Consider the following 15188-nt stretch of genomic DNA (forward strand, 5'->3'; position numbering starts at 1 on the left):
TCTTCTGTGTAAGTAATACACAGAACTAGGATGGGGGTCAATCGAGGAGTGGGCGGTCATGGCGGACGAGGACGACGAGGGCGGCGGGACCGGGCTCCCGGCCAGCCTGGAGATGGCCTGGGGCCTGCGCGAACGTCCGGGGAAGGGGCCGCGCCCCACGCTCACGCTGCCGAAGATCGTGGAGGCGGCCGTGACGCTGGCGGCCGGTGAGGGCATGGACGCCGTCTCCATGGGCCGGGTGGCCAAGGAGCTGGGCGTCTCGACGATGTCCCTCTACCGGTACGTCGCCGCCAAGGAGGAGCTGTACGTCCTCATGTCGGACGCGGGGGTCGGCACCCCGCCGCCGCTGCCGCCGGAGGCGGAGGGACGGGGCTGGCGCGAGCTGCTGACCGACTGGGCGTACGCGCAGCGGGCCGTGCTCATGGCCAACTCCTGGATCCTGCGCATCCCGATCACGGCCCCGCCCGCGACCCCGAACCAGCTGGCCTGGATGGACCGGGGCCTCGGCGCGATGGCCGGCACGGATCTGGCGGAGGGTGAGAAGCTCTCCACGATCATCCTGATCGGCGGCCTGGTGCGGAACGAGGCCACGATGGCCGCCGACATGATCGACGCCATCGTGAAGTCGGGCGTGACCCCCGAGCAGGCCCTGGCCCGGTACGTCCGCACCCTGCGGCTGCTCGCCGGCCCGGAGAGCCACCCGGCCGTGACGCGGCTGCTGGATTCGGACGCCTTCAGCGGCTCCGGCGAGCCGGACTTCCAGTTCCGCTTCGCCCTGGACCGGCTGCTGGACGGTCTGGCCGGGCTGATCGACAGCCGGAGCGGGTCCGCACCGTGAGGGCGGACCGGGCGGCGGCGGCAGCGACGTCCGTTATCCGGTCCCCCTTTTCCACTGATCGGCAACCGGGCGGTGTCCTTCGGAGGAACCGATGGTGACAGCCCGTCAGCAGTGTGGAAAACGACCAATGCTCTGACCGGTATCGGAAAGTTATGATCCGGTGCATTGTTTTTTGCACGGGGGAGCGTTCAGTGAATTTCGATGCCGACGGCAACCAAGTGGGAGAGGGGCATCCCTACTGCCCATACTGCAAACTCGGCGAGCGGGAGCGGTGGGACAAGGAAACGGAATGGATTCGTCAAGGCTTTCTGCGCATATCGGATCTCACCGCCCGGGAACTTCAGATGTTCCATGAGATGACGTGCGGGCCCTCGAACGGCGAGCTTGCGAAAAGGCTCGGCATGACCATTCGCACCGTGAAATTCCATCTGGAGAACATACGCGGGAAACTGGGCGGCATTTCCCGCACCCAGGCGTGCTTACTCGCCGTGCACCACCGGATCGCCACCTGCCCCGCCGGACACATGGCCTGAGGGGCTGCTCACGGTACGGCCGGACCCTGTATGTAGCGCCCGGCCGTGTCGTAGGGCCAGGCGTTGGACAGGCAGCCGTCGAGGCCCTTGATCTGCTGCATCATCGCGGGCGCGAGGGCGCCCGGACCGGCGCAGCTCTCGTGCCCGCGGCCTATCTCGTGGCCCACTTCGTGGTTGATGATGAGGGCCCGGTACTGCTGGACGGGCCCGTCGAACTGCGGCGAACCCCGGACCCAGCGCTTCAGGTTGACCACGACCGTGTGTCCCGTACGGCAGTTCACGTTCCCGCGGCTCGCCGGCGTGCTCACGTCGCACAGCCGGTCGGTGGTCCCGGGCGTCGCCACTTTGACGGTGAAGTCCACGGGCCCGGAGGAGACGAGCTGGAAGCCGTACGCCGTGTTCCTCGTCCAGCCGCGTGCGTGCCCGAGGATGTCGGACACCTCCCGGGCGGTCTGCGGCCCCGGTAACCGGATCCCGTCCTCGATCTCCACCCGGTAGCGCCGGATCTGCCCCTGTCCTTGGGCCTTCCCCTGGGCCTGGACGACCGTGAAGGTGCCCGGGCCGGTCTCCGGTACGTCATCACCGGGGGTCGCCGAGGGGGACGGGGAGGGCGTGGGGGACGCGGAGGGGGGAGGCGGCGGGGGCGCGGGGGGAGTCGCCGGGCCGGCGGTCGGCTCTGCCGGGGTCGCGCGCGCGGGCGGTTCGGACGGTGCGGGCAGGAGCGCGAGGGCGGTCCCCGCCCCGGCGCAGCCCACCGCCGCCACGATGGTGACGGCCAGGGTCCGTTTCTTCCTCCTGCGCCGTGCCTCGGTCCGGGTCAGGCCGGCGGCTCGCTTCCCCACGGGTCAGGCGCCGGCGATCAGGGACGCGGCGAGCTTCATCCGCTCGTCCAGCTGCTTCTTCGCCCGGTCGAGGTTCTCGGCGTTCTGCTCGATGACCCGCTTCTGGTAGGCGAGTTCCACCGTGTACCAGATGCCCACGAGGTTGGTTTCCTTCTTGCAGTCCACGTCCTGCTTGGCCATGGCGATCGCCTGCGGGCTGCTGAGGTTGGCGTCCTCGATGCCGGGCGGGCGGTCCATCGGGTTGTCGACGGTGTATCCGTGCTTGCCCATGCACTCGCTCCAGGACTTGATCGCCTTGGTGACCCTGCTGTCCTTCCGGGAGCGGGCGTAGGCGTCGAAACCGAAGCCCTGCACGACCATGGATTCCACCGTGTCCTTGGTGGGTGACAGCAGTTTCAGCGAGCTTTCGCGCGCGCAGCCGCCCGCGGGGACCTTCTGGCCGGCGACGACCGTGGTGGCGACGTCGGACTTCTCGGCCTCTTCCTGGCTCATGGGGACCGGGAGGGACGGGTCCACCTCGAGGCCGTGCAGGACCAGCTTCTCGTTGGGCCCGAGCTGCGGCTGCGGGGGCTTCTCCCGGCCGGAGAGCTGAGGGTTCTCGAAGCCCAACCGGGCCGCCTCGGCCGGATCGGAGAGCCCGTACCGCCGGGCGAAGTCGTGCTTGACCGCCGGGTCGGCCTTCTGCCGCAGTTGGTAGCGGAAGCCGTAGCGCTGCATGCACTGGTCGATGAGGATGTCCTGGGCCTCGCCGAGCACGCCCAGTTGCTGTTCGTCCGGGAGGTAGGCGGAGATCGGGAAGGTGAGGCTCCGGCTTTCGAGCAGCGTCGGCACGGCGCCGATCGCGGGTTCCTCGGCGGAGTCTTCGCCGCCCGACTGCGAGCATCCCGTCAGGAGGAGTGCCAGCACGGCTGCGGAAGCCGTCAGGACGGGGCGGGGTGAACGCGTCGAGAACATGGTGGCTCCGATGAGGGATGGCTAGGATGCAGGAGCGGCAGCTCCGCCCGGCGATTACGGGCGGAGCTGCCGTCTCTCGTGTGCGGTCCAGGCGGTGAGGCCTAGCGGGGGTACGCCGAGGAGATCGAGTTGACCCAGGTCCCCGCGAGGTTGCCGCGGGTGTTGGCGGAGAGGTAGCCGCCGTATCCCTGGCCCTTCCAGTTGGTGTAGACGTCCCAGGTGTAGGTGTCCTGGTTGATGAAGGACTCGGTGTAGTCGTTCGTGGTGTGGCCGGCGCAGCTCTGCGAACCCTTGAAGTAGTCGTTCGAGAAGTCCTCGTCGGAGCTGTAGAGGTCGAAGACCGAGTTCGTCTGGTTCGATCCGCAGAACAGGCCCAGCTCGCCGGAGGTGAGCCAGCCGTCCTTGGCGGCGGCGGAAGCGGAACCGGCGCCGACGGCCACGGCGCCGATGACGAGGCCGGCGGCCGCGAAGGCACGCAGGGAATTACGGAGCTTCATCATTCATCTCTTTCGGTGGAAGCGTTGAGATCTTCGGTGTCCGAGAACTCGTCCATTGCGGGTCGAGCCCCGAACGTCAAGGAGTGGATCACGCCATCCCGGGATTTCACAACTGTCCTCGGGTACAGGTGCGTGATCTTGTTTTTCCCCTAGGGTGTTGCTGATCCCACATGCCTCTGGAGGCCTGCTGTGCCATTTCGACGGGCCCGATCCGTGGCCGCCCCCGCGCTGTTGTCGGCGATTTTCCTGTTGTCCGGATGCGCGGGCGAGGATTCCGCATCTCCGTCTCCGTCTTCCTCTCCCTCCGTTTCTGGTTCCGTTTCTCCTTCCGCTGCCGCTCCGCAGTCCGGGCAGGCCAAGGGGGCGGTCGATCCCAAGCAGGCCGACTTCTTCCGGTGCCTCAAGGAAAAGGGGCTTCCCATGAAGGAAACGGATTCCGGAATTCCGGTCGTGGATTCGAGCAAGGCGGATCCCGCCAAGGTCAAGGAAGCCGAATCCGCTTGCGACAGCCGTCGATCGGTTCCGCCGGTGACCCCCGAACAGTTGGCCCAAGCGAAGACGTTCACCGCGTGCATGCGATCGAACGGCGTTGCCGACTTCCCCGATCCCGACCCGAAGACCGCCGAGCACGACATGGAGAAGCTCCGTCTGAAGGAGTCGCCGGAGGGTTTCGCCGCCCTGCAGAAGTGCGGTGGCAAGGGCGGTTCGCTGACCGGCGGGCAGAGCGCCGGATGACGGAGGACACAAGGGAAGTCGCGCCCGACGAACCCGCCGCGGAGGCTGCGGAGGCCGCGGAGGTCGAGGAGGTCGAGGACGCCGAAGAGGCCGAAGAGGCCGACGGCGCCGAGGCTTCCGCCGGTCTGTCCCGGCGCCGCACCTGGGTGGCGGCCGTCGCGGCGGGGGCGGTCCTGCTCTCCGCCGCCGGCGTCGCCGCCTCGCTGGTGATCAAGTCGCCCGCCCAGACCGCCGCGGAGGCGGGTCCGCCGCCCCTGGACGTACTCATCGCACGCGTCGAGAAGCGCGTGCTGCGCGACACCGTCATCCTGCGCGGCACGGTCACCTCGGCGCAGGCCGTCCAGGTCACCCCGACCGTCACGGGCGGGGAGGGTGCGGGCCCGGCCGTGGTCACCAAGGTCGCCGTCCGCCAGGGCGACAAGGTCGAGGCGGGCAAGGTGCTCCTGGAGGTGTCCGGGCGCCCCGTCTTCGCGCTCCCCGGCGGGCTGCCGGTGTACCGGGACCTGAAGCCGGGTGCCACCGGCGACGACGTGAAGCAGTTGCAGAAGGCCCTGGCCGGGCTCGGCCACGGCACCGGATCCGACGCGGCCGGCACCTTCGGCGCGGGTACCAAGGCCGCGCTGGGCGCCTTCTACAAGTCGATCGGCTACGACCCGCTGCCCGCGGTGGCCGACCGCGGCGAGGCCGTGAAGTCCGCCGAGGACGCGGTCACTTCCGCCGAGCGCTCCCTGGAGGACGCCAAGGCCGCCGCCGCGAACACCGGCACCGGCGGCACGGGCGGCACGGGCGGTACCGGGAGCACGGGCAGCACGGGCAGCACGGGCAGCACGGGTACGACGGGCACCTCCGGCACCACGGGTACGACGGGAAGTACCGGTACCACGGGCGGCTCGGGCACCAAGAGTTCCGGCGGCAGCGGTGGTGGTGGCAAGGGATCCGGCCAGGACGGCGCCCGCGCGGTCGCCCGTGCCCAGGAGGACCTGCGCAAGGCCCGCGAGCGCCTCGCCGAGGCCCGGGCGGCTGCCGGCCCCATGCTCCCGGTCGGCGAGGTCGTCTTCCTGGAGTCCTTCCCGGCCCGCGCCGACTCGGTCACCGTCCGCCCCGGCTCCCCGGTCAGCGGCTCCGCGATGTCCCTGTCGGCGGGTGCGCTCGTCGTCCGCGGCCAGCTCCAGGAACACCAGAAGGGCCTGGTCCACGCAGGCCAGAAGGTCGAGATCCTCTCCGAGATCAGCGGGGTCACGGCAGCCGCCGAGGTGCAGTCGGTCGCCGACACCGCGCAGTCGGCGCCCGCGCCGGGCACCGGGTCCAACGGCGGCCAGGGACAGGGCCAGGGCCAAGGCCAGGGGCAGGGCCAGCAGGCTCCCGCCCCCGGCGGGCCGAGCGGCTACGAGATGCTCGTACGCCCCCTCGCCCCGCTGGACACCAAGCTCGTCGGCCAAGACGTCCGGCTGACCGTGGAAGCCGCCGCGACCGACGGCAACGCGCTCGTCGTCCCGGTGTCCGCGGTCTCCGCCCAGGCCGACGGCCGCACCATCGTCACCGTGGTCGACGGTACGGGTGCCCAGCACCGCGTCGAGGTCCGGCCCGGCACCACCGGTGACGGCTACGTGGAGGTCCGGCCCACCGGGGACGGCACCCTCGCGGACGGCGACTCCGTGGTCATCGGCGTCAACCCCGGCGTCGCGAACAAGCAGCCCGGCAAGCAGAACGACGGGAAGAGCGGCGGGACCGGCGGGGGCGGCAAGAGTGGCGGCGGTTCATGACCGAGGCCACGACCGAGGCCACGACCGAGGACGAGACGCCCGTCATCGAGTTCCGGCAGGTGGGCCTGACGTACCCGGGCCCGCCACCGGTGGCCGCCTTCAAACCGTGCGATCTCACCATCCGGCGCGGTGAGTTCGTCACCGTCGTCGGCCCCTCGGGCTCCGGCAAGTCCACCTTCCTCAACATCGCCGGCCTGCTCGACGCCCCCACCGCCGGCCACTACCTCCTCGACGGCATCGACACCGGCGCGCTGGGCGACAACGACCGGACCGCCCTGCGCGGCCGCCGCATCGGCTTCGTCTTCCAGTCCTTCCACCTGCTGCCGCACCGCTCGGCCCTGGAGAACGTCGCCCTCGCCATGCTCTACAACGGCGTACCCCGCAAGGAGCGCCCCGCCCGCGCCCGGGAGGCCCTGACCCGGGTCGGGCTCGGCCACCGCCTCTCCGCGGTGCCCTCCCGGCTGTCCGGCGGCGAACGCCAACGCGTGGCCATCGCCCGGGCCCTGGTCGCCCGGCCGTCGCTGCTGCTGTGCGACGAACCCACCGGAAACCTCGACTCCGCCAACGCCGACACCGTGCTGGCCCTCCTGGACGAGCTCCACGCCGACGGGATGACCGTGCTCGTCATCACCCACGACCAGGAGGTCGCCGCACACGGCGGCCGGACCGTCGCGATCCGCGACGGCGTACTGCGCGAACAGGCCCCCGCATGAAACTGCCCCAGCTCCGCCGGTCCCGCACCACCGTCCGCGTCGAGCCCTCCCGCTTCGCCGCCCGCGACAACGTCTCGGAGGCCTTCGCCGGAGTACTGCAGCGACCGGCCCGTTCGGCGCTGACCGCACTCGGGACGGTCCTCGGCGTCGGCACCTTCGTCGCCGTCCTCGGCCTGACCGCCACCACCTCGTCCCAGATCGACAGCCGCTTCAACCTGCTCACCGCCACCGAGGTGACCGTCGAGGACATCGCCCGCGAGAAGAACAACTTCGCCGGCCCCGGATTCCCGGCCGACGCGGACCTCCGCGTCGAGCGGCTGGGCGGGGTCCAGCACGCGGGCGTCCTCTTCAAGGTCCGCCTCGACTCCACCACCGGAGGCGTCCGCTCCGCCCCGGTCGGCGGCGCCAAGGGCGGCAGCGAGAACACCGACGTGATCGCCGCCTCCCCCGGCGCGCTGCAGGCCGCCGTCCCCCAAATGGCCCAGGGCCGCCTCTACGACGAGTACCACTCCAGGACCAAGCAGCGCGTGGCCGTCCTCGGTTCGGCCGTCGCCGCCCGCCTCGGCATCACCACCCTGGACACCCGGCCGGCCGTCTTCATCGGCTCCGAGCCCTTCACCGTGATCGGCATCGTCCAGGACGTGCGGCGCAAGTCCGACCTGCTCCTCTCGGTCGCGGTACCCCGCACCACCGCCGAGGAGATCTGGGGCCCGCCCCAGAGCAGCGGCACCACCATGCTGATCTCGACCGATGTCGGTGCCGCCCAGCAGGTCGCCCGCCTGGCCCCCACGGCGCTGCGTCCCGACCACCCCGAGTACCTCAAGGCCCTCCCGCCGCCGGACCCGCGCACCCTGCGCTCCGGCGTCACCTCCGACCTGGAGCAGCTCTTCCTGATCCTGGCCGGGATCTGCCTGGTCATCGGCGCCGTCGGCATCGCCAACACCACGCTGGTCGCCGTCCTGGAACGCACCGGCGAGATCGGTCTGCGCCGCGCCCTCGGCGCCCGCGGCCGCCACATCACGACCCAGTTCCTGGCCGAATCGGGCGCGCTGGGCACCCTGGGCGGGCTCGTCGGCACCTCATTGGGCACCCTCACGGTGGTGGGCGTCGCCGTCATCCGCGAATGGACCCCGGTCATCCACCCGGCCACCGTCGCGTCGGCGCCCCTCCTCGGCCTGGTCACCGGCGTGCTGGCCGGTCTCTACCCGGCCTGGCGGGCCGCCCGCATCGAGCCCGCCGAGGCGCTCCGCCGCTGACCGTCGGCTACCGGCCGACCCACCCGGTCAGCGCCGCCCAGCTCGCCGGCCCGAGCTCCAGGACGGGGCCGTCCTGGACCTTCGAGTCCCGGACGTGGACCTGGGTCGCACCATGGGCGACTTCCACGCACTGGTCGCCGTCGGGACTACTGTGACTGGACTTGAACCACTTCAGTGCGGCGCTCATAGCTCTCCTAGCATGCGGTCCAACAGACCCCTTGTCTCGTGGGGGTTGAGGGCCTGGGTTCGCAGCATTGCATACCGCTGGGCCAGGATGCTGACGTCATCAGGGTCGGTTACGAGCTTGCTGCCACGCTGCCCTTCGAAGTAGCCGCGGTGCACGTGTTCAGGTGTTTCCAGCATGGTGAACGAGCCCGAAAGGGCTGGATGGTACGTCTGGCCGAGAGGCAGAATCTGCATGGTGACGTGGGGGATCTCCATGCAGGCCAGCAGGTGGCGTACCTGCTCGACCCAGATTGCGTCGCCGCCGATCCGGTCGCGGAGTACCGTTTCCGAGATCACGAAGGAGAAGCTCGGCGGGTGTTGCTGATGCAGCATCTGCACCCGGGAGAGCCGTCGGACGATCAGCGCCTCGATCTCCTCCGGGAGGAATGCCGGTACGCGGCAGCGGAAGAGTGCCCGCATGTAGTTCTCGGTCTGGAGGACTCCCGGAACGACCATGGCCTCGTACCAGTCGAGGGCGATGGCTTCCTTCTCGAGCTCCATGTACTCCTCCGACCAGGGAGGGCTCGCATCCCGCTCGGGCATCTCCAGGGCCGCCACGGTCAGCAGTCCCGGCAGGCCCAGGTGGAAGTCCATCAGCTCGGCGACGTTCGGCATCAGCGCGCGGCGGCCCTGCTCGATCGACGCGATGGTCTCCGCGTCCAGCCGGACCAGTTCGCCCAGCTGCTTCTGGGTCAGGTTCTTGGCGATGCGGGCTGCGGCCACCATCGCGCCGACCATCTTCATGGTCGTCGCGTTCGGCCGTACTCGTTTCCTCGGTGGCATGACAGCGAACTCCCCACCCACGCACGCGGAATACCCCGCGCGGACCCGTACTCATGAAGGAGTACGGGTCCGCGCTCAGCCACACGCTAGTCACGCAACGCGACGATCGTCCCGTGAATCCAACTATTCAGGCGGCGCTCGTACGCGAGCGTCTCTACCTGCGCTCACCCCGAACCGTCGCAGCTGCGCGCCAGTTCACACGTGACACCTTGCGGGCGTGGGGGGTGGCCGAGCGCCAGGACGAGATGTTGCTCTGCGTGAGCGAGCTGGCCACCAACGCCCTGCGGCACGGCGTCCCGCGCGGCCGCGGTTACCTGCTGCGGCTGTTCGGCTTCGAGGACGCGACCATCCGCATCGAGGTGCACGACGGCGGGCCCGGACTGACACGGATCGGCGAGCGGCCGCACGGCCGGGGCCTCACCCTCGTCACCGCGCTCGCCGACGAGTGGGGGGTGCTGGCGCGGAGCCCCGGAAAGGTCGTCTGGTGCGAGTTCCGAACCGGGCGCCCGTGACACTTTTCCTGAATAAGCTTTCCTGAAATCTCTAAATGGAAATGAATTCCACCCTCAAGAGATTCGTTTCTTCGTGAAATGGTAGCGCGTGAGGTGATTAAAGGCGAAGATGCGGCGACGTGGCGCGCCCGAGTTCCAGCTATTCGGTGCGTAGTATTCCCTTGTTCGGATCGCGACCCCATGTGCAGGCTCGCCATATCGGGCTCATCGCGTAGGGGTTCACGCCATCTCCACTCCAGAAAGAAGGCTTCCATGGCCCTCCCCCTTCCCAGCGACGTGACGGCGTTCCAGGACAACTGGCGCTTCTGCAACCACTGTTGCTCCATGTGGTGGAACGGTCGCGCCGACAACGGAGCCTGCCCCTCGGGCAACTCCCCGGACGGGCAGCACCACGGTCCGGGGAGCTGGAACTTCTACCAGCCGGCCAACCCCGATGAGGCCATCTGATCCGATCGGGTCGGGGTGTGTGGAATTCTCGGTCGCGGCCGGGGTGGTTTTGGTTGCCGATTTGATCAGCGCTCGGGGTCGTGCTGATATCGCCTTGCGTGCCGGTCGGAGAATGTCGCGCTTGCTGTAATCGAGCGAATGCCCCCCGGCTGCCGAAATCAGTCGGGGGGTATTCGCGTCCGGGATCCTTCCGTCTGCCGCGGATCGCGTGGCAGACGGATGGAGGAGGAGGCGCACAGGGGGACATTCCCTGTGCGCCCGGCCGCGTCAGGCGGGCTGCTCCGTGACCGTCGAGGTGATCACCGCGAAGGGTCCGCCCTGCGGGTCGGTCATGACGGCCATGCGGCCCGCCACCATGTCGAAGGCGGGGGCGAGGACGTTGGCCCCGGCCCGTACGGCGGCGGCCTGGATCTCGTCGACGTTGTCGACGTGGAAATACGGCAGCCAGTTCGGGGGAGTGCCGGGCGGCGACTGGTCGAGGTTCATCATCCCGCCCACCACGCGCCCGGAGGCCTTGAACTCCGTGTACCCCTCGGCGCCGGGCATGTGGGAGGCGGCCGTGGTGATCGGCAGGATGGCGGAGTAGAACGCGGCGGCGGCGGGGACGTCGCTGGTGCTGAGCTCGTTCCAGATGAGCGCGCCGTGCTCGTTGACGATGCCGGCACCGTCGAAGGAGCCCGGCTGCCACAGGCCGAACACGGCACCGGTCGGGTCGGTGACGACGGCCATCCGTCCGAGGTCCATGACGTCCATCGGGCCCATCATGACGGTGCCGTGGGCGTCGGTGACCGACTTGAGGGTGGAGTCGAGGGAGTCGGTGGACAGGTACGTGGTCCACACGGTCGGCGGCATCGGGTCCGGGACGGTGCCGTCCGGGTTCATCGCCTTCATGATGCCGGCGACCGGCCGGCCCTTGAGGGTGCAGACGGAGTAGCCGCCCTGCTCGGCCGGGCCGATCTCGCCCTGCCAGCCGAACAGGTCGCAGTAGAAGTCGAGGGCTGCCTGCTGGTCGGGGACCATCAGGTCGATCCAGCAGGGAGTGCCGGGCTTGTAGGGGCCGTTCATGTCGGGCACGGAGGCCTCCGGTGTCGCGTGGGGGAAGGACGGGCCGTCCCCTACCCGGCCCGTACGGCCCGAATCGGGCCGTACGGGTGAAACCGGGCGGGGCGTCAGTGGGTGCGGCGGCGGTGGCGGCCGGTGCCGGCGACCAGGGCGGCGCCCAGGGCCAAGGCCGTCCCCGCACCGCCCAGCGCCCAGCCGGTGGCCAGGTCGGCGCCGGTGGCGGCGAGCGCGGTGGCGCTGACGCCGGTGGGGACGGTGACGGTGCCGCCGTTCGGCTCCGGCACGTTGCCACCGGGTGCACCCCCCGGGGTTCCTCCCCCGAGAGTCTCCCCACCCGGGCTGCCGCCCCCGGGGGTTCCGCTGTCCGGGGTGCCTGCGACGGGGGTTGCGCTGCCCGGGGAGTCCCCGCCGGGTGTGCCTCCGCCGGGGGTCTCCGCTGGGGTGCCCCCTCCGGGTGTGCCTCCGCCTGGGGTGGCTCCGCCGGGTGTGCTTCCGCCCGGGGTCTCCCCACCTGGGGTCTCGGCGCCCGGAGTCCCCCCGCCCGGGGCTTCGCCGCCCGGGGTGGCGGCCGGTTGCAGGAGGGTGGCCAGTTGGCGCTTCGAGCGGGAGCCGGCCCAGGGCGGGGGTGTTTCCGCGTCGACCTGGGACGTGCCCCAGGCGAAGAAGGAGACCGAGCCGGTCGGGGCGTCGGCGGAGAAGCGGACGCGGACCGGGACGTCGAAGGCCGCGCCCGCGCCGATCGGGCCACGGACGAGGCCGCCCGCGAGGAAGTAGCCGTCCTCGTCCGAGGTGATCTCCACGGCCTGCCAGGCCGCCGGTTGTCCGTCCGCGGCCGGCCGCAGGATCTCGACCGAGATCTGCGAGACCTGCATGGAGACGAAGTCGGGCCGGGCCAGGACCAGTCCCAGGTAGAAGGCGGCCAGCTCACCCTTCCCCGCGTTGTCCACCCGGACGGAGAGGTCCGTCCAGTCGCCGCCCGCACGTACCGATTCCGGGACCCCGCTCACCGTCAGGGCGGGACCTTCGGTGAACAGCGGGTCCTCGTCGCCGCCAGGTGCGCCCGCGATCCTGGTCGAGTAGAGGGAGGTGGGGGAGCTGCCGGTGGTCGCCCCGACCCGGCCCGTCCCGTCCGCCGTCAGGTCGAACGGGACGACAGGGGTGTCCGCGGCGAAGCTGATCCGGACGTCGATCGTCCGGACCTGGCCGACGGGGACCGGGCCGGCACTGCCGAGGGCATAGCCGAGCGTGGGGGCCGCGGTGGGGACCGGCGCGGCGGCCGTCCACGGCCCGCCCGCGCTGCGGTACTCGACCTTGACGTGCGCCGGCCCCAACTGTCCGGCGGCCTGCGAGACGCCCAGCTTCGGGGTGTAGTCCGCCACGGCGACGTGGCCCGAGTTGTCGACGGTCACGGTGAGCGGAGTCCAGCTGCCGTCGGCCTTGAAACCGTCCTTCGGGATGCCTGCGACCGTGACCTCGGGCCCCACCAGGATCCGGTCGGACCCGGTGCCCGGCTCGTCCTCGACGGCCTCGGGCAGCGCCTGCGCCTGCACCTGTGTCTGCGTCGGCGGCTGTGCCTCGGCCGCGGCCGGGACGGTCGGTGTCTCCGGGCTCTCCGGGCTCTCCGGCGTCTCCGGTGCGGCCACGGCCTGCGCGGCGGGCTGCTGCGGGCCGGTGCCCTCGGCCTGTTCCTTCTCCCCGGCCTGCTCCTGCTCCGCTGCCTCCGTCGGTCCGGCGGCGTCTGCGGGTACCGCGTCCGGCGCGGTCACCGCCGGATGCTCCTCGGCCATCGCCGGTGCGGCGATCAGGAGCGTTTGGCCGGCCATCGCGGCTGCTGCCACGACGGCCATGCGCTTGAACTGCATGCTCTTTACCTCCCCGGGCTCCGGACATCAGACCGGAACCGCCCCAAACCCCTTGGGAGGCGCCCAGGTTAGTGAGACAGGCGGAGCTTGCAGAGGGCTACAGGATTGCGAAATATGTACGGTCCCACGACACGCCGTACGGGTGAACGCGGGCGTCGCGGTCGGGATGGTCGGGCCGGCCACGGCCACCGCGGCCACGGCAGCCATGCGCTTGATGGATCACGAAATGCGTCCGGCCCCGGCAGCAGCTGCCGGGGCCGGACGCATGTGGCGCGGATCGAGCCGGGTCAGAGCTTCTCGGGGGTCCGGATACCGAGGAGAGCCATGCCCTTCGTCAGCGTGCGGGCCGTCAGGTCGCACAGGAACAGCCGGTTCTCGACCTGCTCCGGGGTGTCGGCCTTGAGCACCGGGCACTCCGCGTAGAACGTCGTGTACAGCGACGCCAGCTGGTAGAGGTACGCCGCCACCTTGTGCGGGGCGTGCTCCGCGGCCGCCTCGGCGATCAGCTCGCCGAAGTGGTCCAAGTGCAGGCCCAGCGCACGCTCGGCCGGCGTGAGGACCAGCTCCGGGTGGGCGGCGGGCCGAGCGTCCCCGGCCTTGCGCAGGATCGACTGGATACGGGCGTACGCGTACTGGAGGTACACGGAGGTGTCACCCGTCAGCGACACCATCTGGTCGAGGTCGAACTTGTAGTCACGGGCCGCCGAAGTGGACAGGTCCGCGTACTTCACCGCGCCGATGCCGACCTGTGCCGCGCGCTCGGCGATCTCCGCCTCGGTGAGGTCCTGCGCCTTCTCGCGCACGACCGACGCGGCCCGGTCCACGGCCTCGTCCAGCAGGTCCACCAGTCGGACCGTCTCGCCCTCACGGGTCTTGAACGGCTTGCCGTCCTTGCCGAGCACCGTGCCGAAGGCCAGCTGCACGGCCTTGACCTCGTCGTTCAGCCAGCCCGCCCGGCGCGCCGTCTCGAAGACCATCTTGAAGTGCAGGGACTGCCGCGCGTCGACCACGTAGATCAGCTCGGTCGCGCCCAGGTTGCCCACCCGGTCGCGGATCGCCGACAGGTCGGTCGCCGCGTAGCCGAAGCCGCCGTCCGACTTCTGCACGATCAGCGGGGTCGGGTTGCCGTCCTGGCCCTTGATGTCGTCGAAGAACACGCAGAGCGCGCCGTTCGAGCGGACGGCGACACCCGACTCCTCCAGCAGCTTGCAGGTCTCGACCAGCATGTCGTTGTAGCCGGACTCGCCGACCACGTCGGGGTCCTGGATGTCCATGTCCAGCTTGTTGAAGACGGAGTAGAAGTAGATCTTCGACTCGTCGACGAACCGCTGCCACAGGTCGAGGGTCTGCGCGTCGCCGGCCTGGAGGTCGACCACCCGCGCCCGGGCCCGCGTCTTGAACTCCTCGTCGGAGTCGAAGAGCGCGCGCGAGGCCTTGTAGAGCCGGTTCAGGTTGGACATGGCCTCCTCGCCGGAGACCTCCTCGTCCGACTTGTGGTCCAGCTCGTGCGGGTGCTCCAGCAGGTACTGGATGAGCATGCCGAACTGGGTGCCCCAGTCGCCGATGTGGTGGCGGCGGACCACCTTCTCGCCCGTGAACTCCAGGATCTCCACCATCGCCGCGCCGATCACGGCGGACCGCAGGTGCCCGACGTGCATCTCCTTGGCCACGTTCGGCTGCGCGTAGTCGATCACCGTGGTGCCCGGGTTCGCCGCGAACGGGACGCCCAGACGGTCGTCACCGGCCCGCGCGGCCAGGGTCTCGACGATCGCCCGGTCGGTGATGGTGATGTTGAGGAAGCCGGGGCCGGAGACCTCGATCTCCTGGATCAGGTCACCGGTCGGGATGCCCTCGACCACGGTCGCCGCCAGCTCGCGCGGATTGGCCTTCGCCTTCTTCGCGAGCGCCAGGATGCCGTTGGCCTGGAAGTCGGCCCGGTCGCTTCGTCGCAGCAGCGGGTCCGCGCCACCGGCCTCCGGCAGGGCGGAGGCAAGGGCGTCCGCGACGCGCTGATTGACGGAAGAAGCGAGGGAAGGGACCGAGGCCATGAGCTGCCGTTCCTGTGAGGTCGTGCCGGTGAGTGCACTTGGTTGTTCCGACAAGAGCCGAGTATCCCACGCGGGGGCAAACCGTTTCCCGGTGGAAAAGCAACCTCTGAGCGACCCG

General features: G+C 70.3%; 16 protein-coding genes. 8 read left to right on the forward strand and 8 right to left on the reverse strand.

The window, feature by feature from the left end:
- The first annotated feature begins 58 nt into the window (after positions 1 to 58).
- Both JYK04_RS24455 and JYK04_RS24460 read left to right on the forward strand, forming a co-directional pair.
- Positions 59 to 838, forward strand: coding sequence for a TetR/AcrR family transcriptional regulator (locus JYK04_RS24455; protein WP_189733616.1), 780 nt, complete (start codon positions 59 to 61; stop codon positions 836 to 838).
- A gap of 191 nt (positions 839 to 1029) precedes the next feature.
- Entirely contained in the window at positions 1030 to 1371 is a 342-nt protein-coding gene (locus tag JYK04_RS24460) for a response regulator transcription factor (protein ID WP_189733614.1), read from the forward strand.
- Positions 1372 to 1379: 8 nt separating this feature from the next.
- Here the strand turns inward: JYK04_RS24460 and JYK04_RS24465 are convergent, their stop codons facing one another.
- The 3 genes from JYK04_RS24465 to JYK04_RS24475 all read right to left on the reverse strand — a co-directional run bounded on the left by JYK04_RS24465 (position 1380) and on the right by JYK04_RS24475 (position 3664).
- Positions 1380 to 2213, reverse strand: coding sequence for a DUF3152 domain-containing protein (locus JYK04_RS24465; protein ID WP_229875003.1), 834 nt, complete (start codon positions 2211 to 2213; stop codon positions 1380 to 1382).
- Between the two features lie 3 nt (positions 2214 to 2216).
- Entirely contained in the window at positions 2217 to 3167 is a 951-nt protein-coding gene (locus JYK04_RS24470; protein WP_189733612.1) for a hypothetical protein, read from the reverse strand.
- Positions 3168 to 3268: 101 nt separating this feature from the next.
- A complete protein-coding gene (locus tag JYK04_RS24475; protein WP_189733610.1) occupies positions 3269 to 3664 on the reverse strand; it encodes a hypothetical protein in 396 nt (131 codons plus the stop codon).
- A gap of 213 nt (positions 3665 to 3877) precedes the next feature.
- Here JYK04_RS24475 and JYK04_RS24480 point away from each other — a divergent pair, with 213 nt between their 5' ends.
- The 4 genes from JYK04_RS24480 to JYK04_RS24495 are packed head-to-tail and all read left to right on the forward strand — an operon-like array spanning position 3878 to position 8131.
- The gene (locus JYK04_RS24480; RefSeq protein ID WP_189733608.1) at positions 3878 to 4399 is read left to right on the forward strand and encodes a hypothetical protein; all 522 of its coding nucleotides are present in this window, start codon (positions 3878 to 3880) and stop codon (positions 4397 to 4399) included.
- The gene (locus JYK04_RS24485; protein ID WP_189733606.1) at positions 4396 to 6162 is read left to right on the forward strand and encodes a peptidoglycan-binding domain-containing protein; all 1767 of its coding nucleotides are present in this window, start codon (positions 4396 to 4398) and stop codon (positions 6160 to 6162) included. The genes JYK04_RS24480 and JYK04_RS24485 overlap by 4 nt, the downstream gene beginning before the upstream one ends.
- Positions 6159 to 6875 (forward strand): ABC transporter ATP-binding protein, encoded by a 717-nt coding sequence (locus JYK04_RS24490; protein WP_189733604.1) that lies wholly within the window; start codon positions 6159 to 6161, stop codon positions 6873 to 6875. Before JYK04_RS24485 ends, JYK04_RS24490 begins: the two co-directional genes overlap by 4 nt.
- Positions 6872 to 8131, forward strand: coding sequence for an ABC transporter permease (locus JYK04_RS24495; RefSeq protein ID WP_189733602.1), 1260 nt, complete (start codon positions 6872 to 6874; stop codon positions 8129 to 8131). The genes JYK04_RS24490 and JYK04_RS24495 overlap by 4 nt, the downstream gene beginning before the upstream one ends.
- Positions 8132 to 8138: 7 nt before the next feature.
- Here the strand turns inward: JYK04_RS24495 and JYK04_RS24500 are convergent, their stop codons facing one another.
- Positions 8139 to 8318, reverse strand: a complete 180-nt coding sequence (locus JYK04_RS24500; RefSeq protein ID WP_189733600.1) for a DUF397 domain-containing protein — start codon at positions 8316 to 8318, stop codon at positions 8139 to 8141.
- Positions 8315 to 9100, reverse strand: a complete 786-nt coding sequence (locus JYK04_RS24505) for a helix-turn-helix domain-containing protein (protein ID WP_229875002.1) — start codon at positions 9098 to 9100, stop codon at positions 8315 to 8317. Before JYK04_RS24505 ends, JYK04_RS24500 begins: the two co-directional genes overlap by 4 nt.
- Before the next feature lie 152 nt (positions 9101 to 9252).
- Here JYK04_RS24505 and JYK04_RS24510 point away from each other — a divergent pair, with 152 nt between their 5' ends.
- Together JYK04_RS24510 and JYK04_RS24515 are read left to right on the forward strand one after the other, a co-directional pair.
- Complete coding sequence (locus JYK04_RS24510; RefSeq protein ID WP_229875001.1) at positions 9253 to 9651, forward strand: ATP-binding protein; 399 nt, start codon at positions 9253 to 9255, stop codon at positions 9649 to 9651.
- Between the two features lie 252 nt (positions 9652 to 9903).
- On the forward strand, positions 9904 to 10098 hold the full coding sequence (locus JYK04_RS24515) for a hypothetical protein (protein ID WP_189733596.1): 195 nt from the start codon (positions 9904 to 9906) through the stop codon (positions 10096 to 10098).
- Positions 10099 to 10365: 267 nt separating this feature from the next.
- Here JYK04_RS24515 and JYK04_RS24520 read toward each other — a convergent pair whose 3' ends face one another.
- The 3 genes from JYK04_RS24520 to argS all read right to left on the reverse strand — a co-directional run bounded on the left by JYK04_RS24520 (position 10366) and on the right by argS (position 15070).
- The gene (locus JYK04_RS24520; RefSeq protein ID WP_189733797.1) at positions 10366 to 11163 is read right to left on the reverse strand and encodes a VOC family protein; all 798 of its coding nucleotides are present in this window, start codon (positions 11161 to 11163) and stop codon (positions 10366 to 10368) included.
- A 104-nt stretch (positions 11164 to 11267) separates the two neighbouring features.
- Positions 11268 to 13022, reverse strand: a complete 1755-nt coding sequence (locus JYK04_RS24525; protein WP_189733594.1) for a hypothetical protein — start codon at positions 13020 to 13022, stop codon at positions 11268 to 11270.
- Between the two features lie 287 nt (positions 13023 to 13309).
- Entirely contained in the window at positions 13310 to 15070 is a 1761-nt protein-coding gene (gene argS / locus JYK04_RS24530) for an arginine--tRNA ligase (protein ID WP_189733592.1), read from the reverse strand.
- Between the last annotated feature and the right edge of the window lie 118 nt (positions 15071 to 15188).

Source organism: Streptomyces nojiriensis (genome assembly GCF_017639205.1).
Taxonomy (GTDB): domain Bacteria; phylum Actinomycetota; class Actinomycetes; order Streptomycetales; family Streptomycetaceae; genus Streptomyces; species Streptomyces nojiriensis.

What these genes read in the sequence shown, in the direction of transcription:
- JYK04_RS24455 (WP_189733616.1), top strand. Translation starts at nt 59, where the DNA reads ATGGCGGACGAGGACGACGAGGGCGGCGGGACCGGGCTCCCGGCCAGC.
- JYK04_RS24470 (WP_189733612.1), bottom strand. Translation starts at nt 3,167, where the DNA reads ATGTTCTCGACGCGTTCACCCCGCCCCGTCCTGACGGCTTCCGCAGCC.
- JYK04_RS24475 (WP_189733610.1), bottom strand. Translation starts at nt 3,664, where the DNA reads ATGAAGCTCCGTAATTCCCTGCGTGCCTTCGCGGCCGCCGGCCTCGTC.
- JYK04_RS24485 (WP_189733606.1), top strand. Translation starts at nt 4,396, where the DNA reads ATGACGGAGGACACAAGGGAAGTCGCGCCCGACGAACCCGCCGCGGAG.
- JYK04_RS24490 (WP_189733604.1), top strand. Translation starts at nt 6,159, where the DNA reads ATGACCGAGGCCACGACCGAGGCCACGACCGAGGACGAGACGCCCGTC.
- JYK04_RS24495 (WP_189733602.1), top strand. Translation starts at nt 6,872, where the DNA reads ATGAAACTGCCCCAGCTCCGCCGGTCCCGCACCACCGTCCGCGTCGAG.
- JYK04_RS24500 (WP_189733600.1), bottom strand. Translation starts at nt 8,318, where the DNA reads ATGAGCGCCGCACTGAAGTGGTTCAAGTCCAGTCACAGTAGTCCCGAC.
- JYK04_RS24505 (WP_229875002.1), bottom strand. Translation starts at nt 9,100, where the DNA reads ATGAAGATGGTCGGCGCGATGGTGGCCGCAGCCCGCATCGCCAAGAAC.
- JYK04_RS24515 (WP_189733596.1), top strand. Translation starts at nt 9,904, where the DNA reads ATGGCCCTCCCCCTTCCCAGCGACGTGACGGCGTTCCAGGACAACTGG.
- JYK04_RS24520 (WP_189733797.1), bottom strand. Translation starts at nt 11,163, where the DNA reads ATGAACGGCCCCTACAAGCCCGGCACTCCCTGCTGGATCGACCTGATG.
- JYK04_RS24525 (WP_189733594.1), bottom strand. Translation starts at nt 13,022, where the DNA reads ATGCAGTTCAAGCGCATGGCCGTCGTGGCAGCAGCCGCGATGGCCGGC.
- argS (WP_189733592.1), bottom strand. Translation starts at nt 15,070, where the DNA reads ATGGCCTCGGTCCCTTCCCTCGCTTCTTCCGTCAATCAGCGCGTCGCG.